Source organism: Streptomyces sp. NPDC005302 (genome assembly GCF_040607345.1).
In the GTDB taxonomy this organism is placed as follows: Bacteria; Actinomycetota; Actinomycetes; order Streptomycetales; family Streptomycetaceae; genus Streptomyces.
Window position 1 is genome coordinate 184,886 of record NZ_JBEXGN010000002.1, and the last position, 20,971, is coordinate 205,856.

Annotated in this window: 21 protein-coding genes; 10 read left to right on the forward strand and 11 right to left on the reverse strand. The window is 70.0% G+C overall.

Annotation, left to right across the window (positions count from 1 at the left end; all coding sequences use genetic code 11):
- Positions 1 to 2: 2 nt before the first annotated feature.
- A complete protein-coding gene (locus tag ABZT74_RS03225) occupies positions 3 to 356 on the reverse strand; it encodes a hypothetical protein (protein ID WP_356433198.1) in 354 nt (117 codons plus the stop codon).
- A 139-nt stretch (positions 357 to 495) separates the two neighbouring features.
- Positions 496 to 1,275: a GntR family transcriptional regulator gene (locus ABZT74_RS03230; protein ID WP_356433200.1), complete on the reverse strand. Its 780-nt coding sequence runs from the start codon at positions 1,273 to 1,275 to the stop codon at positions 496 to 498.
- 18 nt (positions 1,276 to 1,293) lie between these two features.
- Here ABZT74_RS03230 and ABZT74_RS03235 point away from each other — a divergent pair, with 18 nt between their 5' ends.
- Entirely contained in the window at positions 1,294 to 1,758 is a 465-nt protein-coding gene (locus tag ABZT74_RS03235; protein WP_356433202.1) for an NUDIX domain-containing protein, read from the forward strand.
- Between the two features lie 66 nt (positions 1,759 to 1,824).
- A complete protein-coding gene (locus tag ABZT74_RS03240) occupies positions 1,825 to 2,151 on the forward strand; it encodes a hypothetical protein (RefSeq protein ID WP_356433204.1) in 327 nt (108 codons plus the stop codon).
- A gap of 348 nt (positions 2,152 to 2,499) precedes the next feature.
- Here ABZT74_RS03240 and ABZT74_RS03245 read toward each other — a convergent pair whose 3' ends face one another.
- Both ABZT74_RS03245 and ABZT74_RS03250 read right to left on the reverse strand, forming a co-directional pair.
- Positions 2,500 to 3,672 (reverse strand): AAA family ATPase, encoded by a 1,173-nt coding sequence (locus ABZT74_RS03245; protein ID WP_356433206.1) that lies wholly within the window; start codon positions 3,670 to 3,672, stop codon positions 2,500 to 2,502.
- A gap of 339 nt (positions 3,673 to 4,011) precedes the next feature.
- A complete protein-coding gene (locus ABZT74_RS03250) occupies positions 4,012 to 4,281 on the reverse strand; it encodes a barstar family protein (protein WP_356433208.1) in 270 nt (89 codons plus the stop codon).
- 301 nt (positions 4,282 to 4,582) lie between these two features.
- Here ABZT74_RS03250 and ABZT74_RS03255 point away from each other — a divergent pair, with 301 nt between their 5' ends.
- From ABZT74_RS03255 to ABZT74_RS03265, 3 genes are all read left to right on the forward strand, one after another.
- Positions 4,583 to 4,771: a hypothetical protein gene (locus tag ABZT74_RS03255; protein ID WP_356433210.1), complete on the forward strand. Its 189-nt coding sequence runs from the start codon at positions 4,583 to 4,585 to the stop codon at positions 4,769 to 4,771.
- A gap of 86 nt (positions 4,772 to 4,857) precedes the next feature.
- Positions 4,858 to 5,424, forward strand: coding sequence for a Uma2 family endonuclease (locus ABZT74_RS03260; protein WP_356433212.1), 567 nt, complete (start codon positions 4,858 to 4,860; stop codon positions 5,422 to 5,424).
- Between the two features lie 250 nt (positions 5,425 to 5,674).
- Complete coding sequence (locus ABZT74_RS03265) at positions 5,675 to 6,115, forward strand: hypothetical protein (RefSeq protein WP_356166964.1); 441 nt, start codon at positions 5,675 to 5,677, stop codon at positions 6,113 to 6,115.
- A 315-nt stretch (positions 6,116 to 6,430) separates the two neighbouring features.
- On the opposite strand, the gene ABZT74_RS03270 is transcribed toward ABZT74_RS03265, so the two are convergent.
- The gene (locus ABZT74_RS03270; RefSeq protein WP_355883515.1) at positions 6,431 to 6,901 is read right to left on the reverse strand and encodes a VOC family protein; all 471 of its coding nucleotides are present in this window, start codon (positions 6,899 to 6,901) and stop codon (positions 6,431 to 6,433) included.
- A gap of 420 nt (positions 6,902 to 7,321) precedes the next feature.
- On the opposite strand from ABZT74_RS03270, the gene ABZT74_RS03275 reads away from it, so the two are divergent.
- A complete protein-coding gene (locus ABZT74_RS03275) occupies positions 7,322 to 9,355 on the forward strand; it encodes a cell wall-binding repeat-containing protein (protein WP_356433215.1) in 2,034 nt (677 codons plus the stop codon).
- Positions 9,356 to 9,434: 79 nt separating this feature from the next.
- On the opposite strand, the gene ABZT74_RS03280 is transcribed toward ABZT74_RS03275, so the two are convergent.
- The 5 genes from ABZT74_RS03280 to ABZT74_RS03300 form a co-directional block, all read right to left on the reverse strand.
- Positions 9,435 to 10,241 carry a hypothetical protein gene (locus ABZT74_RS03280; protein ID WP_356433217.1) on the reverse strand — a complete coding sequence of 269 codons (807 nt, stop codon included), beginning with the start codon at positions 10,239 to 10,241 and terminating at the stop codon, positions 9,435 to 9,437.
- Positions 10,241 to 10,780: a SigE family RNA polymerase sigma factor gene (locus ABZT74_RS03285; RefSeq protein ID WP_356433219.1), complete on the reverse strand. Its 540-nt coding sequence runs from the start codon at positions 10,778 to 10,780 to the stop codon at positions 10,241 to 10,243. The genes ABZT74_RS03280 and ABZT74_RS03285 overlap by 1 nt, the downstream gene beginning before the upstream one ends.
- A gap of 158 nt (positions 10,781 to 10,938) precedes the next feature.
- Positions 10,939 to 12,615 carry a M48 family metallopeptidase gene (locus ABZT74_RS03290; protein ID WP_356433221.1) on the reverse strand — a complete coding sequence of 559 codons (1,677 nt, stop codon included), beginning with the start codon at positions 12,613 to 12,615 and terminating at the stop codon, positions 10,939 to 10,941.
- 140 nt (positions 12,616 to 12,755) lie between these two features.
- Positions 12,756 to 13,631, reverse strand: a complete 876-nt coding sequence (locus ABZT74_RS03295; protein ID WP_356433223.1) for a calcium-binding protein — start codon at positions 13,629 to 13,631, stop codon at positions 12,756 to 12,758.
- Between the two features lie 116 nt (positions 13,632 to 13,747).
- On the reverse strand, positions 13,748 to 14,980 hold the full coding sequence (locus ABZT74_RS03300) for an MFS transporter (protein ID WP_356433225.1): 1,233 nt from the start codon (positions 14,978 to 14,980) through the stop codon (positions 13,748 to 13,750).
- A gap of 229 nt (positions 14,981 to 15,209) precedes the next feature.
- Here ABZT74_RS03300 and ABZT74_RS03305 point away from each other — a divergent pair, with 229 nt between their 5' ends.
- The 4 genes from ABZT74_RS03305 (at position 15,210) to ABZT74_RS03320 (ending at position 18,894) form a co-directional block, all read left to right on the forward strand.
- The gene (locus tag ABZT74_RS03305; RefSeq protein ID WP_356433227.1) at positions 15,210 to 16,217 is read left to right on the forward strand and encodes an ArsR family transcriptional regulator; all 1,008 of its coding nucleotides are present in this window, start codon (positions 15,210 to 15,212) and stop codon (positions 16,215 to 16,217) included.
- Between the two features lie 9 nt (positions 16,218 to 16,226).
- Positions 16,227 to 16,730 carry a glutathione peroxidase gene (locus ABZT74_RS03310; protein ID WP_356433229.1) on the forward strand — a complete coding sequence of 168 codons (504 nt, stop codon included), beginning with the start codon at positions 16,227 to 16,229 and terminating at the stop codon, positions 16,728 to 16,730.
- A 66-nt stretch (positions 16,731 to 16,796) separates the two neighbouring features.
- Positions 16,797 to 17,663, forward strand: a complete 867-nt coding sequence (locus tag ABZT74_RS03315) for a MerR family transcriptional regulator (protein WP_356433231.1) — start codon at positions 16,797 to 16,799, stop codon at positions 17,661 to 17,663.
- A 295-nt stretch (positions 17,664 to 17,958) separates the two neighbouring features.
- Positions 17,959 to 18,894: an alpha/beta fold hydrolase gene (locus tag ABZT74_RS03320; protein ID WP_355883482.1), complete on the forward strand. Its 936-nt coding sequence runs from the start codon at positions 17,959 to 17,961 to the stop codon at positions 18,892 to 18,894.
- 42 nt (positions 18,895 to 18,936) lie between these two features.
- Here ABZT74_RS03320 and ABZT74_RS03325 read toward each other — a convergent pair whose 3' ends face one another.
- The gene (locus ABZT74_RS03325) at positions 18,937 to 20,802 is read right to left on the reverse strand and encodes an MFS transporter (RefSeq protein ID WP_356433233.1); all 1,866 of its coding nucleotides are present in this window, start codon (positions 20,800 to 20,802) and stop codon (positions 18,937 to 18,939) included.
- Between the last annotated feature and the right edge of the window lie 169 nt (positions 20,803 to 20,971).

Genomic DNA, 20,971 nt, shown 5'->3' on the forward strand with positions numbered 1-20,971 from the left:
GATCAAGCCGCCTTGGACGCCGAGCCAGCGCCGGCGAGCGAGGTGACGGCGACCGCGCGGAAGGCGATCCCGTGCCGCTTCTGGCCGTTGAACTCGTTCTCCCACGCCGAGGCGACCAGGCCCGTCAGCGCGACCGGGGTACCCATGGCCAGGTCCTCGGAGACACCCGGCGCCGGAACGGTGAGCTTGAGGATCTCCACCTCGTCCGGCGTGGAGAACATGACCTCCACCGTCATCAGCGTGACGCCGTCCTTGTCGAGGGCGATCTCACCGGTTCGGCGGTCCTTGACCTTCGGCTGCGGAGCCTTGGCGACCATCACGGTCGCGTTCGTGGTGTCGACGGGAATCTGACGCACAGCGATTCACTCCTCTATAGAGGCTGGACTCCGTCACTCATGTATATGAGTGACATGAAGAAGAGTGCATGACTCCTATACATGAGTCAACCCGCCGCGAAGAAGAACTCGCGACGGGCTGAGGGGAGTTGAGGACGCGTCAGTCGGCGGCCGGGATCCGATACTCGAAAACGAACTGGTCAGCGGCCATGAGCGTGTCGCAGACCTCGACCACGCGACCCTCGGTCGTACGCGCTTCACGGATCAGGTGGATGACCGGTGCGCCGGGGCTGAGAGCCAGCTCCGAGGACTCCGCCTTGGAGGCCGGCCGACCTTGCAGGGTCTCGACGAACTCCTCGAACTCGTGCCCGTGGTCTTCGAGTCGGGCGTAGATGCCGCCACCGCCGGGGTTCTCGGCGAACAGCTCGGGGATGTCCTTCACGACGTCCCACGGCAGGTACGACGTCGCCGTCTCGACCGGCGTACCGTTGCGGAAGTAGAGCCGCCGCCGGGCGAGCACCTGAGTGCCGGCGGGAACGCCCAACCGCTCCGCGGCATCCTCCGGGGCCTCCATCGGCCCGATGTAGAGGACGCTCACCTTGGCCGTGGCGCCAGACTGCGCGGACTCGGCGAGATAGGCAGCCTTGCCACCCTGCCGAAGGGAGCGCCGGAAGCGGTCAGAGGACCGATGGCGCACGGGCGGCCGATCCTTCACGATCGAGCCCTTGCCATGCCGTGTCTCGACCAGCCCGCTCGCACGCACCTCGACCATGGCCTTACGGATCGTGCCGCCTGAAACGCCATAGCGGTCGACCAGCTCGGACTCACTGGGCACCATGTCACCTGGCGCCAGGACACCGGCCCGGATCTGCTGCACGATCTCGTCGGCGATCTGTACGTAGCGAGGTACGGACCGCTCACCTCCTACTGCTGTTCCCATAGTCCTTCTCTTCCTCCTATGCTCCTGCACATGAGTAACAGTGCCCAGGAAGGCGAGTCAACGCCGCTCCACTCCGTGTCCGTAGCCGGAGTGGTCATCGGCGAGGACGGCCGACTCCTGGCGATCCGCCGCGCGGACAACGGCACTTGGGAACTTCCCGGCGGCGTACTCGAACTCGACGAGACCCCCGAGGCCGGCGTCGCCCGCGAGGTCTTCGAGGAGACGGGCATTCACGTCGAGGTCGACCAGCTCACCGGGGTCTACAAGAACACCACCCGGGGCATCGTCGCCCTGGTCTTCCGCTGCAAGCCCTCCGGCGGCACGGAACGCACGTCCAGCGAATCAACCGCGGTCGACTGGCTCACACCCGAAGAGGTCAGCGAGCGCATGGCCGAGGTCTTCGCGATCCGGCTCCTGGACGCCTTGGACGGGAACGGGCCTCACGTGCGGAGTCATGACGGCCGGCAGCTGCTTCGTGGTTAGGGCGCGCTGATGCCGGCTCCAGAGGGGCCACGGCAGAAGCCGAGGCAGCTGACGCAGCTCGGAGACGTGCACGACTTCCTCGACGAGGTTCGTTTGCGGCCTGGGATGTGGCTGCGTGGCAGTTCCTTGCAGCACCTTGAGTCGATGCTCATCGGATACCGAGCCGCCTTGGGAGTGCACGGCATCCCGGAGGACTTCGACTTCTGGAGTCCCGGCAGTCGGGGGCCGTTCGCGGAGTGGCTCTGTCAGCGCCTGGGCCACAAAACCCCCAGCCCTCTGGGATGGGCGGTCGAGATCGAGCGCGAGGCCGAAGCGACGAACAAGCCCGCGGTGGAGCTGTTCTTCAGCTTGCTGGACGAGTACCGCGCGGAGCGCAGCGAAGCCAAGGGATAGAACTTTCTCTACTTCATCAAGGCCCGCGCACGGCGCGGGCGCGCGCCGCCTCTGCGGCGCGGCCTGCCTCCTGTCTGCGCCCCGGCTGGCCGCGCCCGGCGGCGCGCTCGGCGGCTGCGTGCATGAAGGTGGGAGAGACCCCCTATGGCTGGGGCGGTCGGCTCCACGGCTTTAGGCAGCCACTTTGGGGCGAGCCTCTAAGATCATGGCCCCAACGTCGTGCTTTACGGGCAGGTCCACTGACTGCCCGACTCGCCATGAGCTTACGGGGCCATGATCACTCGCCCCAAAGCAGCTCCAGCCCAAAGCCGCTCCGCCGACCTGGTTGCTACGGCGCATCCGTGAAGACTATTCGAATATCTCTGCCGCATACTCCTCGGGAATTTCACCTTCGGCCAGGGAGGTGAGAATTGCAAATGATTGCAGAAGTGGATTGTTGAAGCGATACGTGTAGCGGCGTTCGGTGCCTTCGCGTTTCAGGACGCATCCTCGATCATATTCAGTGAAGGCCTTAAGGTGCGTGGCGAAGGCGGGAATCTCGTACGGTCGCCCCATCAGCTTACTCATGGGATCGCGCACGGCACTTGCTGTAAATTGACCGAGGCGGTTCTTGTCGGCGAGGGCGCACGCCGCAAGAACACGAGAGAATAGTGTTCCAGGGCGCGGGCTTTGAATCGCCGTCTGATACTCGCGGACCAGAGAATGCTTCTCGACTGCCTGATTGATGGCCGCGTTCACGTCTTCTTTAGTCACGGTGAGGCGGTCGTCGGAGACGGCATGCTGGCCCGCGTACAGGCTGAGCAAGTGGACATAATGGGGAAAGCCCTCGGAGAGCCTGCTGATTCGTTGGCGTGCATCCATTTCGATTTGCATGTCAACGGCTTTCAAGCCGGTGTCTACGATGTCGGCCAACTCGGGCTGCGACATGCGAGGCATTCGGACTTCTTCGACTGCTCGTTGCACCGACTGGTGCTCACCGAAAAGCTGATCGATGGAGTCCGCCACGCCGACAATAACCAGCTTAGTCCGGACAAGGTGATCGGAAAGAGCCTTGATGAGGTCAGCCATCAAGGATAGGGAATTGTCATCCTCAATCCTGTCGTATTCATCAAGGATGATAACACTGGCGTTCGGCAGGGATTGCAGTTGAATTCGCACGGCGTCAGGGTCGGGCGTCCCGTAGGTCCAGGCGTCAGGAACCTCTCGACCGGCGGATTCCAGCACTTTTACCCAGATGCTGCGGAAGTTATCCTGAGTGCTGCAATTCACCCTTACGGCTATTCCGAATTCAGGGGAAATGGGCTCCAGGATTTCAGCCAGGATATTTGCAAGGGATGTTTTCCCTACGCCGCGTTCGCCATAGAGCATGACGTGACGTCCAGGCTGGGCAATGGCTGACGTCACCTCCAGAATCTGGTCAACGCGGCCGGCGAAGAAGTTTCGACTCGCCACTGGCGCGCTCGGCGTGAAGACCTGAGCCAACCTGAAGAAACGCTGCATCTTCGGTTTGTCCTTGACCATGCCGAACCCCCACCTAGATCACCAACTGACACTCTATTAAAGCATTAACGCCCCTTAGGTGCAGCTAGTAAGTGGTGTGGGCAGGGTGATTTATACATGTATAGGTTGACTGCTACAGAGGCGGTCCGCTCCGTGTAGGGGTAGCTGAGGACTGCAGGGCCTGCCAGCCCGCCCTGGGCAGCGCTCCCTCATGCTGGGCCGCCCCTGGGCCGTCCGAAGCCGACCAACGCTGACAGAGGACGCCTACGGGTGACCACCCCCACCCCGCTCTGGCCTGGGCTCCCGGCGATGATCTGCCACGCTGGTCGTGTTATGCCTGCACCCGGAGATTGCTCATCGCTAGGCATACTCAGCGACGAACTCGGCGCGGTACGTGGCTTGGTAGTCGTCGAGTGCCCGCCGAAGCATGGCGGCTCCGCGGGGGACGCCGGCCGCGAGCCGCTCCCAGCCAAGGAAACTCACACGATCTGGGATGCTCACCAGGCCGGTGATGGCGTCCCAGAAGGCATCCCAGTTCATCCCGTAGAAGTCCGGGAAGCTCAGCTCTCGCTTCAGGAGCAGGTGCAGGGCGCGCTCGTCGGTCACCTCGCTGACGTCAATGGTGATCATGGCGCCATGCTTCCACGTGGTTGCATCGATCTGACATCCACGAGTGACATCAACGACGCCGGACGCCAGCAGTCCTAGGTGGCCCTGCCTGGTCCACGTGGCCCGGTGACTCCCCGGCAACGCTGAGGAGCGATCGAACTCCTAAAGCGGGTGTCGCAGGTTCGAATCCTGCCGGGGGCACAGAGAAACACCAGGTCAGGAGCCCTTTCGTCCACCGGACGGGAGGGCTCCTGAGTTCGCGGCGCAGGATGAGCTGCCACAGCGTCGGCACGAGAAGCTGGTCGGCCGCGTGGAATCACGGATGAGGTCCGTCCTCAAGCCTCAGTACGAGGGGTACTACGGGCAACTCGTCCTGAGCGGCGGCGACCTCGAAGAGATGGGCGAGCTGACGGACGTACGGCGTGCGGCCCGGGGGCCGGGCGCCGCCTCGGCCGGCAGCCCGTCACCAGAGCCTGCTGGTCGGATGGCGCCCGGCGGGGAGGGTGTGTGAGCGGGATCAGGGTGTCGGACGGATGGCAGACAGTACGCTGATTCCGGCTGAATCAGGCCCGCCCGACGGGTGTCCGGAGGAACGTCATGACTGCCGAGACAGTGGCCCCCGCATGGATGCACGAGCAGATCACGGCGGAGCAGTACGACTCCTGGTCCGAGGAGCAGTGTGCGGGGATCGAGATCGTGGACGGCATGGTCGTCGTCAGTCCGAGTGCGTCCCAGCGGCACAACCGCCTCGCCCGGATCCTGGCGAACGCACTGGACGCGGCGGCCGGACCGGACTGGAACGCCGACACGGCCTTCGATGTCCGCCTCCAGGACGTGCCGCTCACCAACCGCCGGCCAGACGTCGTGATCTATCGGGCAGACACCATCGACGTCACACCCACGCGACCCGAGCATGTGCTGTTGGTGGCCGAGGTCGTCTCACCAGGGTCGGAGACCACTGACCGGATCGTGAAAGTGGACCAGTACGCCAAGGCCGGTATCGCGTTCTACTGGCGGATCGAGCAGGCCGCAACGGGCGTTCCGCTGACCTATACCTATGTCCTCGACCCGGCGACCAACAGTTACCGGACCGGCGACATGTTCACCGGTGCCGTCAAAGTCTCCGCTCCCTTCACCGTCGAGATCGACCTCGGCCAGCTCTGATCTCGCTCCGGCGTCAGCAGGACAAGCCTCCGCGCGGGCGCGATGCGTGAGCAGGCGGTCCGGCGTGCGGTGTCACGAGGGGATGGGGACGCCGCCGCGGGGCGCTGATCAGGCAGAACAGCAGCACACGCTGCAGGCCGTGACAGGCGGACGTCTCAGCTACCCCCGCGTCGTCGCGCGCAGACGACCGCACGGTGTCCCGGCTGGCCAGAAGCCTATGATCAGGCCACTAGTACAAGGGAGGCGGGCGATGAACGGCCGCACGTGGAAGTGGGCGCTGATAACAGCCCCGATAGTGCTGTCGGTCTCTGCCTGCGTGGGATGGGGCGGCTATCCGCCGGCGAAGAACGTCCGCGAGTCTCAGCTCATAGGCACTTGGCACAACAAGAAGTGCGACACCACGGTGACCTTGAACCCGGACGGGTCGGCGTCCGCCATCGGCATCCCGACTGAGATGGAACTCGACCACAAGGTCACGCACAGGGTCAGCGGGGATGGCACCTGGAGGATCGACGAGTTCAGCGGTGAGCAGCAACTCGACGTGAAGGTGAAAGTCCAAGCCGCCTCGTACAGCGCCTTGCTGGAGGATTTCGACCTCTACAGAGACAAGGGGCGCTTGCTGGTGGCTCTGACCGTAGGGGACCCCGACGATGACAACTGGTGCATCCTGACCAGAGACTCGAAACGGTAGCCAGTACCCCAACCGCTGGACAGCAAGAATTGGGGAAGTGAGGCCCCTCTGGCATCCACGGCTGACATCAACGAGCCCGGACGGCGGCATACGGCAGCACCCTCGAACGACCGCTGGACCAGCCGTCGACGGCGCCCGGGGCGGACCCGGTCGGACCCCTGAAACAGGTGCCGCAGGTTCGCGGCCCGCCGGGCGCAACGGAAAAGGCCCCGAACCGATCATGGTCCGGAGCCTTCGGGCGGGGGCCCGCCGTCGACGACCGCGTCGCCAAGCACCGTGCGCGGCGCTTCCCCGCGCGCCCTGCGCGGTGCTCGGTCAGGCGGGCGTGCCGGCGTCCTGCGGGGAGGCCGTGGCCGCCTCGGGGCCCTGTGCCACCGCGGCCGGGTCCATCCACATGACCTGCCAGCCGTGGCCGTCGAGGTCGAAGAAGCTGCGTGAGTACATGAAGCCGTGGTCCTCGGCCCCGTCCGCCTCGGTGGCGCCCGCCGCGAGCGCGGCGGCGCTGACCGCGTCGACCTCGTCACGGGAGGCCACGCTGAAGCAGTACAGGGCCAGCGTGTGCGTGGTGGGGTCGGCCATCGGCAGTTTCGCGAACTCCGCGAACTTCTCGCGGCTGAGGAGCATGACGAAAGCGTGCTCGCCGACCAGCATGCAGGCGGAACTCTCGTCGGCGAACATCGGGTTGAAGCCGAACCCGAGCTTGGCGAAGAACGCCTTGCTCTGTTCGAGGTCCGCCACGGGGAGGTTCACGAACAGCATGCGGCCGGGGTGGGCGGGATTCGTCATGGCGGGTCTCCAGTCGGTGGTTCGATGGCGTACGTCCTGGTAGACCGGCCCGGCCGGCGGAACTCATCGGTGCATCCCCACCGGCTTCCCGCACAGCGGCGCCTTGCGCGGAGTCCGGGTTCGAGGCGCCGATGCTCCGCCGGTGATCCGACAGCAGGTCCGGCAGCAGGTCCGGCAGGAAGTCAGGCAGGAAGTCGGGCAGGAAGTCGGGCAGGAGTCCGGCAGGAAGCAGACAGGAGGGTGGAAGCCGGTGCTCTTCCGGCACGTCCCGGTTGTATCTGCCATGTTTCCTGTGAGAACTCTGTTCCCCTCGGGCCACCTCCACCGTTACGGTGATCCGACTGTCGTCAAGGAACGTGAGGTTTCCGTTCCGCGTCGGGGAGACGAACGACAGACCTTTGATCACTCTTGTGGGGGCACATGAAGATTCACAGACGCCGCGTGCTCGCGGCGCTGGGCACCGCGGTGGCCGTGGCGGCGGGTATGGCTGTCGCTCCGGGCGCTGCGGCCTCCGGTCCGGTGACGTGGAACGCGAAGGACGGGATGCTCGCGTTCCGCAACGGGGCCGAGCAGAGCCTGCAGCTCGTGAAGCCGGGCAGCAGCACGTACACCACCATCGCGGACCAGGCATCGCAGCCGGCCTGGGCGCCCGACGGCAGCCGGATCGCGTACGTCCGCGACGGCCGCGTCGAGACCCGCCGGTACACCGGCTCCACCCTGGTGAAGATCCAGGAGAAGAGCAGCTCCGTGGGCAGCGCGAGCGATCCCACCTTCGTCGGCGGCGGCGGGATCATCGTCTACTCGGCGAGCGGCCGGCTCCGCTGGGCCGACTCCGACGGTTCCCGCTACGCCCAGCCGCTGTTCTCCACGGCGCAGGACGGCTGCGACCGTCAGCCGAGCGGCTCGGTCAACATGCTGATCGCCTTCGTCCGTACGGGAGACACCTGCGGGAGCCCGACCGGCTCGGCGATCTGGCTGTTCGACGCGGACACCCAGGGCTTCACCACGCTGGCGGACAACGGCTCGCACCCGGCGATCTCGCCCGACGGCACGCGCGTCGCCTTCGTCCGCACGGTGGACTCGGTCGGCGAGCTGTTCGTGATGAACGTGGACGGCACGGGAGAGCAGCAGCTCACCACCGGCGCGGACGCCACCACTCCGGAGTGGGCGCCGACCGGCACGAAGATCGCGTTCAACACCGGTGACGACGACGCCTCGTCGACCCGCGTCCTGAACCTCGCCGACAGCTCGATCTCCACGCTGCCGATGCCGCCCCACACGTCGTCGACCGTCGACGTCGCCTGGCAGCCGCTGCGCAACCAGAACACCGGCCGCGTCTGGGGCGCCGACTCGGCGGGCACCAACATGGCCGCGTCGCGCTGGACCTGGAACACGCTCGGTCAGAGCGAGCCGGGTCTGGTCGACGCCAAGTCGGCCGTCCTCATCAACCAGGACAGCCCGTCCTACGCGCTGACCGCGCAGTCGCTCGGCGGTCAGAAGCAGGGCCCGGTGCTGGTCACGTCGAAGTCCTCGCTGTCGTCGGCGGCGCAGGCGGAGCTGAAGCGGACGCTGAAGCGGGGTGCCACCGTCTATCTCGTCGGCGGTACCGACATCCTCTCCAGCTCGGTCTCCAGCAAGGTCAGCTCGCTCGGCTTCACCCCGAAGCGGCTGGCGGGCACCTCCCGCTACTCGACGTCCGTGGCCGTCGCCAAGGCCGTGACCGGTTCGCCGGACTACGTGTTCGTGGCCACCGGCACGGACTACCACTCGGCGCTCGCGGCCTCCGCCGCCGCCGGGTCGCTCGGCTACGGGGGCAAGGGCACGGTCGTCCTCAACGACGGCAACACGCTGACGTCGTCCGTGAAGTCGTACCTGAACTCGCTCGACCCCGACGAGACGATGGTCGTCCCCGTCGGCACCTCGGCGAGCTACGCGCTCACGCACACCTACTTCTCCAACTGGCCCGACACCTGGACGTATTACCCGGTCAGCGGCAGCGGGCACGACGGCACCTCGGTCGCCCTCGCCCGGTTCTGGTGGTCGGCGCCGTCCCAGGTGGGCCTGGCGTGGACGGACAGCTGGCGCGGTGGCGTCTCGGCGGGCGCGGGCATGCTCTGGTACGGCCCGATCCTGTGGTCCGACGACTCGGCCCTGACGGAGACGGACGCGACGTACCTGCGCCAGCAGGCCGCAGGCGTTGGCGCCGTCTTCGCGTTCGGCGGGACGACGTCCATCTCGTCGTCCGAGCTGACGGCGGCGGGCTCGGCGATCAGCGCGGGCACCTCGAACGTGTCGTACTTCCCGTACTACAAGGGAGTCGACGCCGCGTCGCAGAAGTCGGCGCTCTCCGCGCCGCTCGCCGGTCAGGCCACCGGCGTGACCGGTCCCGCGCGGGACGTTCCGGCGGCACCGCGGCCGGACCTGGCGTCGGTGCGCACCACGCACGGCAAGTAGCGCAGACACCCACCGGTCGGCCCCGGGTGCACCACGCACCCGGGGCCGACCGTGTCGTACGCGCGGACGCGACCGCCCGCTACTTCGTGACCTCCGCCGACTTGTACGTCGTGGAGGCCGGGGCCATGCACGCGAACCAGTTCGCGGTGGGGTAGCCGTCGACCGAGCGGATCACAGCCTGGACGTTGTGCAGGGCCGAGTTGTCGGGGGCGCGGTCGGCGAGGGTCGTGCTGCCGTCCTTCCAGTGGCAGGCGACCTGTTTCGCGGTCGTGGCGACGGTGCCGACGACCAGGCGCAGGGGGCCGCCCCGGTCGGTGAGGGGCAGGGGGATCGCGTTGATCTGTTTCCCCTTCGGCCGGGGCAGCTCGGCGACGGTGTCGAAGACCACCAGGTGGGTGCGGTTGTCGCCGTATCCGCGCAGGACGAAGTAACTGGTCCGGCCCACCAGGTCGGACGGTCCGCCCGTGGTCACCGGGGTGAGCCCCCAGCTGTTCATGGCCTTCAGCTGCCGGGCGGCCTCCGCCCTGTCGCGCGGCGCCGTCCACACCTGCATGTTCACCCCCCACCGCTTGCCGTCGTACATGCCGAAGCCCACGTGCGAGATCCGCGGCTCGTCCACCTGGCGTTCGTACGCCGGGGCGGGTTTCGTGGGCGAGGTGTCGTCGCCGGTGCCGGGCAGCCCGGTCATGGTCAGGGCCCCCGTCGATCCCGCCAGCACGACCGCGGCGACCGCCGTGAGGGCCCGCCGGCGTGCCCGGCGCCTGCCGCCCGCGCGCATGACCGCCTGGACGGGAGCGGCGCCGACCTCGAACTCGTCGGCGATGTCGGTGAGAAGAGGGGAGATCTCCCTCGGTGCCATGGTGTCGTTCTCTCCGTCCGTGCTCATCACTTCCGCCCCCTATGCGCCACGACGTCGTTCAGCGCCGGCAGGGCGCGCAGCTTCGCTATCCCCTTGGACGCGTTGCTCTTGACCGTGCCGACCGAGCAGCCCATCGCTTCCGCGGTCTGGGTCTCCGTGAGGTCGGTCCAGTAGCGCAGGACGACCGCCTCCCGTTGCCGGGGCGGCAGTTGGGCCAGTGCCGCGAGCAGTGCGCCGCGGTCGTCGGCCCGGGCCATCAGGTCCTCGGTGCCGGCCACCTCGCCGACGAGGTCCGCGTCGTCCCGCGGTGCGAGGAACTCCTTCAGCTTCCGTCGGTGCCTACGGGCGTGCAGGTTGATCATCACGCGTCTCACGTACGCCTCGGGATCGTCGGCGGCCCCCACCCTGCGCCAGGCCGCGTAGACGCGTTCCAGCGTCGACTGGGCCAGGTCCTCGGCGGTGTACCGGTCCCCGGTGAGAAGAAACGCCGTACGCATCAGCCGTGGCCAATGGCCCGTCATGAACTGCTGGAACTCCGCGTCCCGGGCCTGCTTGCCGTCCCTCATGAACACCTCCTACACAGGAAAAGGAGTCCATGGACCGACAGGACCGTTGCCTCTCTCGTGGACCTCGGCCAGAAGTCTCCCCGGCCACGGCAACGGCACCCGCGCCGGGGCGGCGGCCGGGGGCATCCCCGGCGCGGGCGTGCGCTCGACGGGGATGTCTACAGGGACTGCGGGCGGCGTACTGGGGGCAGGGCGAGCAGGGTGCGCAGGGGTGCGGTGTCCGGGGTGTCGGCGACCGCCGCGTCGAGGGCGGCGTCGAATCCGGTCTCCCAGGCGTCGGGCAGGGCCAGTCCCGGGCGGCCGGACCAGCCGGTGTCGGGGTGCGCCGCGCCCTGGGCGATCAGGTGGAGGTGGAGGAGTCCGGCCAGCGCGTCCCACAGCGCGGGGCGGATGAAGTTGCGTGCCGACAACCCGGTCAGGCGCGACGCCTGCGCGGGTTTCGGCATACGGTCCGCGATCTCCATCCACAGCAGGCCGTCGTCCAGCGCGTTCAGGACGTCCTCCAGGCCGGGCTGCCCCGCTTCCGGCCGTGTCGCGGGGTCCGGGACGGACAGTGCCGTGAACGGGGTCGCCGGTGAGGTCACGACGGCTACGGCCGCCGGGGCGTGGGCCGCCGGTCCGTGTGGCACGGTCGCGCCGGGCTCCCGCGTCGCCCCGGCACGAAGGCTGCGTCTGACCGCCGTCAGGAGCGGTCGGGCCCAGTCGACCGCGTCCGCCTCGGCTCTCGCCATGACGAGGTCGGGCCAGTCGAGGCGGCGCATCGTCCAGGCGTCGCCGGAGAGCGCGCTCCCTTCCAGCTCCCCCAGCAGGCTTCCCTGGTCGCGCAGGAGTGAGGAGGCCGGCGGTGCCGCCGGGTCCTCGGCCACGCCGTCGTCAGGGAGCGCCTCGATCAGCGCCACGCGTTCGGTGATGGGCGGGTGCGAGTCGTACGGAGAGGGCTTCGGGGTCCGCCGAGCGGCGGCGAGCGCGGCCAGCGCCTGAGGATCGTGGGCGGCCAGCATGCGGGCGAAGCCGCCGAAGAACTCGCCGACCGGCGGCAGGGCCGAGACCGGGGTGCCCATCAGAGCGTAGGTGGCGATGTAGTGGTCGAAGGCAGCGTCCAGGACGGCGATCCGGCGCAAGGCGGCGGCCGTCGTGGCACGGCCGGCCCGGCGGGCCGCCGCCTGGTCGGCGGCGAGTTCCTGGCGGCGGCCCGTGGACTGCGAGACCTTCAGGAACAGCTGGGCGTAGCGGACGTAGAGACGGCCGACGAGGACGGACGCGCCGTTCTCGGTGTGCCGGAACGCGTTCACCGTGTGCAGGACGGCCGCGCGGCCCCTCATGGTGACGACGGCGAGCCGGGTGTCCTGGTTGCTGAAGTGGCCGAACTCGTGGGCGAGGACGGCCCGCAGTCGTGGCACCGTCAGCCCGGCGAGCAGCGGTACACCCAGGTACAGCCGGCGTCGGCCGGCCAGCAGGCCGAGCAGACGGGCGCGTTCGGCGACCGAGGCGTTGAGGTCCTCCGTCAGGAGCACCTCTTCCGGGGGCCTCGTGCCGGCCGCGCGGGCCGCTTCGAGGACCTCCGCCCACAGCTCGGGCTGCTCGCGCGGGGTGACCGGCCTGCCCGCCTCCTCCGCGCTCCGTCCCCCGGCCAGCAGGAACGCGAACATCCCGAACAGGATCGGCACCACCAGGGCCAGGCTGGTGGCCACCGCCGTCACCACCAGGTAGGGAGACCGTGTCACCCACGGCAGGCTGAACACGAGCCAGTCGGCGACGCCGACGAGCGCAAGCAGGACGGCGCCCATCAGATAGAAGCCGACCAGTAGCGCGAGCGCGCGCAGAGAAGCAGTCATCGAGCGGTCCCCCCACAGGACGTACGGACGCCGACCGGTGCGGGGCACCGGCGGAGTCTGGATCCTATGGCCCAGGTCAGGCGGGGGGCAGCCCCAAATGATGGGGGCTGCCCACCGCCCGCTCGGGATCGGGGCGGGCCTCAGTCCTGGTACACCTGGTTGACCCCCGCGCCTCCCGACAGGCTGTCCTGTCCCGGGCCGCCGTGGAGGAGGTCGTCGCCGGTGTTGCCGTGGATCGTGTCGGCGCCGGGGCCGCCGTAGAGGCGGTCGTTGCCGCGGCCGCCCTCGATGGTGTCGTCGCCCTCGTTGCCGTAGACGATGTCGTTGCCGTCGTCGCCGTAGAGGGCGTTGGCGTAGTCGGTGTACTCCTCGTCGGACTCGCTGACGCCGCCGATGAGGAGGTCGTCGCCCGCGCCGCCGTGGCAGGTGTAGCCGCAGGCGGAGAGGGTGTCGTTCCCGGCGCCGCCGAACGCGCCCTCGCTGTAGACGCCGCCTCCTCCGGACAGGTGGTCGTCGCCGTCGTCGCCGTAGAGGACGTCGCTGCCGTGGCCGGTGAGGGTGTCGTCGCCCGGGCCGCCGTGGATGCGGGAGTAGCCGCTGTTGTCGGGGTCGACGCGCGCGGTGTCGTCACCGTCGCCGAGGTCGACGATCAGGGTGTCGAGGTCGGACGCCGAGGTGTTGGGCTCGGTGACCGTGCAGACGGCCTTGGTGGTGTCCCGCGCGTCGGGGCGGACGCAGCCGGCGCCGGGCGTGATGGTCACGGTGTCGTCGAACGTGTAGATGTAGTCGGCCAGTTGGGAGTCCGGGTCGGTCGGGCCGAGCGCCCAGTCGATCGTGAGGTGGTTCGTCTGCCCGGCGGCCGCCGTGTAGAAGAGCTTCTGGCCGGTGGAGACGGCGGTGGCGCCCTGCGTGGTCGCGGCTCCGGCCGTGGGCACCGCGACCGCCGCGGACACGGCGACGGTCGCCACGGCGAGCGCGAGCGCCTTCGGCAGGGCGGCGGTGGGTCGACTGAACATGGTTCTCCTCGGTCGGGCCCCGGATCGCTTGCGCTCGAATACGCGCGTCCGGGCACCCCGTTCGACCGGGGGAAGGGTGGGGCGGTTGTGACGCGGACGTCCCGAAACCGGTGTCTTCAGGGAGAGTTCACCGGTGATTGGCTCCCGTTTGGTGTGGGCTCCTCCCGGTGTTGGCGGTCCGGGGACGCCGCCCTCCCCCGGCGCAGCGACGGCGCCAGGGTCAGCGTCACCGCGATCGACGCCGCCGCCATGACGGTCATCGCCGTTGCGGGCGAGGCGAGTTGGGCCACACCTCCGGCGAGCGCCGCGCTCACGCCCTGCATCGTGAGCATGCCCGCGGTGTGGAGACCGAGGGCGTGACCGCTGAGGTCGTCGGGGATCAGGGCGACCAGTCGTTCCTGCTGGATCAGGCTCGACCCGAAGCCGACCGAGGCGACGGTCACGCAGGCGGCGGCCACCCCGGTTCCCGGCCGGAGCACGAAGAGCAGGTACGGCGCGGCGAGGAGCAGCAGGAACGGGATGCCCAGACGGGCCCGTACCCGGGGTGTCAGGAGACGGCCGGTCGTCACGTCCCCGAGGAACATGCCGAACGCGGCGAAGGCGAACAGCACGCCGGCCCGGCTCGGCGCGTACGACACGTACAGCGACTCGCAGCCGACGACCAGGCCGTTGGGCACCCAGAGGAGGAGATAGAGGGTGCGGCGTTCCGGTGAGGAGAAGAGGCGGGCGTTCGTCCGCCAGGTGCGGGCGATCGACGGGCGGCCGGAGGCGCGCGGGGCGCGGGGTGTCAGACCGAGGCGGGCGGTCAGGGCCGACGCCAGGTAGAGCCCGGCGGCCAGGAGGAGCGTGACGCGCGGGGAGAGGAGGACCACCAGGACGCCGCCGGCCGCGTATCCGGTGATCTGCGCGAGGCCGCTCATCATGTTGAAGACCGAACGCCCCAGCAGATAGCCCTCCTTGGCGAGGATCTCGTTCAGCAGCCCCCACTGGACGCCGCCGCCGAAGGACTGGATCAGGCCGAGGAGCAGCAGGAGGGCGAAGATCGCCCCGACCGGGAGGCCGGGGACCGCCATGACGGCCGTGCCGAGCCCGAAGAGGAACGCGATGCCGGACACCGTCGCCTGGGGCGGCAGCCGGTCGGCGGCCGACAGCATGGTGGTCGCGCCGACCACCTGGGCCAGCGCGGGGCCGAACATGCTGAGCGCGGTGAGCAGCGGGGACTGTGTCGCCCGGTACACCAGGGTGGCGAGGGCGAGGCCGCTCACGGTCGAGGCGGCGGTTCTGAGGCAGGCGGACAGGAACAGCGGGGTGAACTCCCGCGTGCGGAAGAGCTCGGAGTAGCTGCGCATGCGGGGAGTCTCCGGCCCGGACGCGAGGCCCGATATTGTTTCGCGCACCCGCGAAACGTCCCCGCGACCCCGGGGGGAACCCAGAACGCGCCGTCCCGGGGAACGGAGGGCGCACCGTCCCCCATGGGCCTGGGCGGCCGGCCCCCATGCGCCTGGGCGGTCCGACCCCCGTGCGCCTGGGCGCACCGTCCCCGGGGACCGCCGGAAGAACCGAGGAAAGGACCTCAGGATGGGCTGGTGGCAGGTCAACGCCGACACGCTCGCCGGAAGCCGCTTCGTGCTGTCGCCGCTCGCCGAGACGTTCGCCTGCCTGAAGCTGCTGCACACCGGCGTCGCCACTCACCCCGGCGAACAGGCCTGGCTGGACGTCCACCTGCCCGCGTACCGCAGGCGGCTGGCCGCCGACCCCGTCACCGGGCGGCTCGTGCGCTCGGGGCTCGGGCGCGGCTGGATCGCCGACTTCCTCACCCCGACCCCGTACGGCGACGAGAGCTTCGAGACCGAGATCGCCCGCGTGCGCAAGGCACCGGCCGAGGAGGCCCGCGCCCACCTCGTCCGCTCCACGGGCGGCCCGCTGCCCGCCGTACTCGCGGACCGCGACGACCTGCCCGAGCGCGCCGCCGCCCTGCTCACCGCCCTCTGGGAGGAGTCCGTACGCCCCGACTGGCAGCGGCGGCGGCGCGTCCTGGAGGCCGATGTGGTCGCGCGGACAGCGCAGTTGGGCCAGGGCGGCTGGGCGGCGGCCCTGGACGGGCTGCGGCCGGGGACCCGCTGGCTCGGCGAAAACCGCCTCCAGGTGAACCTCCAGGAGTACCCGCCGCGCGAGATCTCCGGCGCCCAGCTGGTCTTCGTGCCGGTCACGCCGAGGACCGGGTGGGTGTCCTGGGAGGACACCCGGCGCTACGCCGTGGTCTACCCGTGCACCGGCGCCCTGGCCGACGCGGGGACGGCGGCGGTTCCGGAGAGTCTCGGGGCGCTGCTCGGCAGCGCCCGCGCCCATGTCCTCGTCCTGCTCGACTCACCGCTCTCCACCAGCCAGCTCGTCGCCGTGACCGGGCAGCGGCTCGGATCGGTGGGCCGGCATTTGCGGGTGCTGCTGGACGCGCGGCTCGTGCGGCGCAGGCGGGCGGGCCGGTCGGTGCTGTACTCGCGGACGCCCGCCGGTGAGGTGCTCGTCACGGCCCAGCGCGAGGGGCGGGAGGACGGTGCCGACGGTCCCGTCGTCCACCGGAGTTAGCATCCGCTCATGACTACTGACCACTCTGACTCTGTGCTCGACATCGAGATCGGCTCCCTCCAGGGGGGCTCCGCCGACCTCTCCCAGTACGCGGGCAAGGCTGTCCTCGTCGTGAACGTGGCCTCCAAGTGCGGGCTGACCCCGCAGTACGCGGGTCTGGAGCAGCTGCACGAGCGCTACGCCGGGCAGGGCTTCACCGTCCTCGGCGTGCCCTGCAACCAGTTCATGGGCCAGGAGCCCGGCAGCTCCGAGGAGATCGCCGAGTTCTGCTCCGCCACCTACGGCGTGACCTTCCCGATGACCGAGAAGGTCGAGGTGAACGGCGACGGGCGGCACGGCCTGTACGAGCGCCTGGTGGACACCGCCGACGCCGAGGGGCACACCGGCGACATCCGCTGGAACTTCGAGAAGTTCCTGATCGGCCGGGACGGCACCGTCGTCGGCCGCTTCTCTCCGCAGACCGAGCCCGAGTCCGCCGAGCTGGTCTCCGCGGTCGAGAAGGCCATCGACTGAACCCTTTCGTTGACCTTGCCCCTGGGGCAAGGGGCAGCGTCCTCGTCACCGGGCGGCCCTCGCCCGGTGACGGAGGATGACCGGGTGGACAAGGACCTGCTCACCATCGGCGCGTTCGCCTCGCGGGCGCGGCTGTCGGCCAAGGCGCTGCGCCTGTACGACCGCCTCGGGCTGCTGCCCCCGGCGTACGTCGACGAGGTCAGCGGCTACCGCTACTACCGCGCCGGGCAGACCGAACGGGCCCGGCTCGTCGCGCTGCTGCGCCAGCTCGACATGCCGTTGGCGCGCATCGCGGACGTGGTGGAGGCGTCGGAGTCCGACGCGGCCGCGCTGCTCGCCGCGTACTGGGACGGCGCCGAGGCACGGTTCGCCTCGCAGCGGGCCCTCGCCGAGTACCTCCGTGGACGTCTTTCCGGGAGGAGTTCCGAGATGTACGAGAAGTTCGTCGTCGAGACCGCCGAGGTGCCCGAGCAGGCCGTGCTGAGCGAGACACGGCACGTTCTCGCGCCCGAGCTGCCGGTGTGGATCCCCGGCTCGCTCGGACGGCTGGAGCAGGGGGCCGGGGAGGCCGGCGGGATCACCGGCCCGCCCTTCGTCGTCTACCACGCGGAGGTGAGCGTGGAGAGCGACGGGCCCGCCGAGTCCTGTGTGCCCGTCGCCGACGAGGCCGCCGCACGGGCCTGGGCGCAGCGGCAGGGCCGGGCCACCGGGGCGCGGGTCCGGGTGGAGCCCGCGCGGCGCCTCGCCTACGTCCGGATCACCAAGGCCCAGGTCGCGCACCCGCAGATCCTCGCCGCCTTCGAGGCCGTCGAGCACTGGGTCGCCGGGCAGGGGCTGTCCGTCGACGGCCCGTGCCGGGAGATCTACTTCGCCGACTGGGACGCGGCCGGCCCCGGGGACCCGGTGTGCGACGTGGCGTTCCCGGTGAGGTGACCGACCGGCCGGGTCGCCGGCCGGGGAGGTGACCTACCGGCCGTGGCAGGCCGGGGAGGCCGGTGACAGGCGATGGAGGGCCCGTGGAGCCGGGGGCCCGTGCCGGAGTCCCGTGGCGTCAGGGGCCGTCGGCGCGGCCGGGCGGCGCGACGGGACGGAGGGGGTGCGCGGCCGGTGCGCCGCGCCCACCTTCGGGTGAAGCTGACTCCACCTTCGTGTGACGGAGCGGGCACGGCTCCCGGGAGCCGTGTACCAGTGGGAGTTTCGGTGATCTCGTCCCTCCCGGGAGTTCCTTGTGCCTTCTGTCGCCTCCTCGGTCCACGTCCCCTCCCAGACACCGGGAGGCGGGGCGTCCACGGAAGTCGAGGAGCGCCCGCTCTCGTGGGAGGGGTACGCCTACACCGCCCGGATCGCCCGGCGCGGCGCCCCGGTCACGGAGCCGCTCCTCGTGCTCGGCGGCTCCGACCAGACGCGGTACTCGTGGGTGCGCCACGAGCGGTGGCTCGGTGAGCTGGGGACCGTCGTCACGGTGGACCTGCCCGGCTTCGGGGACGCGGACTTCCTGCCCGCCGAGCACGGCATCGACTTCCTGGCCGAGTGCGCGGCCCACATGCTGCGCGAGCTGGGGCTCGGCCCGGTGAACCTGTACGCCGGCTGCTACGGCGGGGCGGTCGGCCTGCGGCTGGCCCAGCGCCACCCGGAACACCTGCGGCGGATCGCGGTGCAGGGCATGTCGGACCACGTCCCGGGCTGGTTCGCGAAGGCGCTCGTGGGCTGGGTGCGGATGCTGGAGGAGGGACGCGTCGAGGAGACCGCGGAGGAGTTCGTACGGTGCTTCGTGCCGCCGCCGGGAGACCTCACCGTGCGCAAGCACACCGCGCTGGCCCGCCTGATGTACCAGCAGTTCGCGGCGCAGACCCCGCGCGACGTGGCGGTGACGGTCGAGCGGAACCGGCGGCTGCTGGCCCACGAGTGGTACCGGCGCGCTCCCGTGCCCGCCGTGCCGTATCTCGCGTTCACCGGCGAGCACGACACGCTCACGACGCCCGACATGGTCCGCGCGGTGGCGGCGGACCTGCCGGGCGCACGCTTCACGACGATCGCGGAGTGCGGGCACCTGGCCCACCTCCAGCGGCCGCAGGACTTCTGCGACCTGCTCGTGCGGTTCTTCCGCGACGAGCCGCTGGAGGACGCGGGCCTGACGTACTGCGGCCCCTTCGAGCGGAACTGAGGCCGGGCCCCCGGCGGATCCGGGGCCCGGCCCTCCGGCGGTCTAGCGCAGCTCCTCCGGGCACGGGGTGCCCCGGGGGAGCTGGTACGGCGCCGCGAGCCGGTAGGTGCCGGGCCTCGGCGCCAGCAGCTCCGTCCACTTGTCGCCCGCCGCGGTCTCCTCCGTCGGCATCAGGCAGCCGTTGAGGTTGTCGTACGTCTTCGCGGTGCCCTCCGCGCGCCCCTTCGAGGCCTTCGTCTCCTGCGGCGGCTTCAGGCTCTTGCCGTCCGCGTCGACGATGCTGAGCCACGGCGAGTACGGGATGCGGATGAGGATGCGGCCGGCTTCCTTCACCTCGATGGTCAGCTCGCCCTGCTCGGCCCGGTCGACGACGGCGTGCGGCTCGGCGAGCGGGGCCGGGTCGGTGACGGTGAACAGCTGCCAGTTGGCGTCGCCCCACACCTGACGGAGGTAGGGCATGCCGCGCTGCACCAGCTGGCGCTCGCGTTCGCCGCCGTCGCCGTCCGGTTCGCCCTTGGGCAGCACGACGTAGTGGACGGCCCAGCGCTGCAGCCACTCGTGGTAGTTCGCCGAGTTGAGCGTGTCGTCGTAGAAGAGCGGGTTGCGCTCCATGTCGGCCTGGCGGTTCCAGCCGCGGGCCAGGTTCACGTACGGGGCCAGGGCGGACGCCTCGCGGTGCGAGCGGGCCGGGACCACCTCGACGCGGCCCTTCTCGGCGTTCACCACCTGGAGCTGGTTGACCAGCGGAGCCAGTTCACGCGCCCAGGACGCGGCCGGGGTGGTGTGCACGACGTCGTCCACCGACTTGATGCCGACCCACGCGTTGAAGCCGACGAACGCGATGACGATGGCGTACCACTTGCGCGACTTCGGGACGGCGAAGGGCAGCGCGGCGATCAGCGCGACACCGCCGAAGAGCATCGACAGACGCGTGATGTTCGACCCGATCTGCGAGCTGATCAGCCAGACGCCGAGCACCGCGAGCCCGGAGACCGCCGCCGTGATCCGGACCGTCTTCCACTCCTTGGGGACCAGGAAGAAGACCAGGACCGCGTACAGGAACGGCAGGATCACCGACCAGACGGCCATCGGCTGGGTGCCGGAGAAAGGGAAGAGCCACGCCGAGACGGCGACGACGATCGCGGGGGCGATGCCCAGGGCGTAGGCGCCCGGGCGGCGCTTCTGGAGGAACAGGGCGACCGCGATCAGGCCCACGAACAGTCCGGCCACCGGCGAGGCGGCGGTCGCGAGCGCGGCGAGCGGCGCGGCGCACAGCGCCTTCGCCCAGCGCTTGTAGCGCCAGCGATGGGGCCAGCAGAAGACGACGGCGACGGCCGCGAGCGCGAACACCGTGCCGAGGCCGTACGTCACCCGGCCCGAGGCGGCGTTGCACAGCAGCGCGAAGACACCGGCGAGCGCCGGGGCCGTCGGGTTCCGGACCGCGCGGCTGCGGATGAGGATCATCGTCAGCAGCCCGGCCGAGAGGGTCCCGGCGATCATCATCGTCGTCCGGACGCCGAGCACGGACATCAGGTACGGCGACACCACGCTGTACGACACCGGGTGCATCCCGCCGTACCAGGCGAGGTTGTACGCCGAGTCCGGGTGCCGGCCGACGAACTCCGCCCACGCGTCCTGCGCCGCCAGGTCACCGCCGCTGTTCGCGAACGTGAAGAACCACACGACGTGCAGCACGCCGGCGAGGACGGTGGAGAGCAGGACGGGATGGCGTCGGAAGAGGTTGGGCCGAGCGGTGCCGGACGACGCTACCGCTGCGGCCGCGCCGGGCTCCGCGGGGCCGTCCGCGTCGTCGAACGGCTCGGGGGGACGGCCGCGCAGCGGTATTCGCCGGTCCGTTCCAGGACCCGGATCGGCGTCGTCGGCGTGGGTCGGCTCCGCTGTCGCCACTGCAAGGTTCTCCCCGTGTCCCGTTGTCCGTTCTGGGCCGGGACCCGCGGCTCGCGAGCAGCCCCGATTGTCGCGACGCTAGCACGCGCTCCGCCGGACAGCGCCCGAGTGGGGCGCGGTCCGGCGGAGCGCGGTGCGGGTGCCGCTGCCCCGCTCACGTCACCGACCC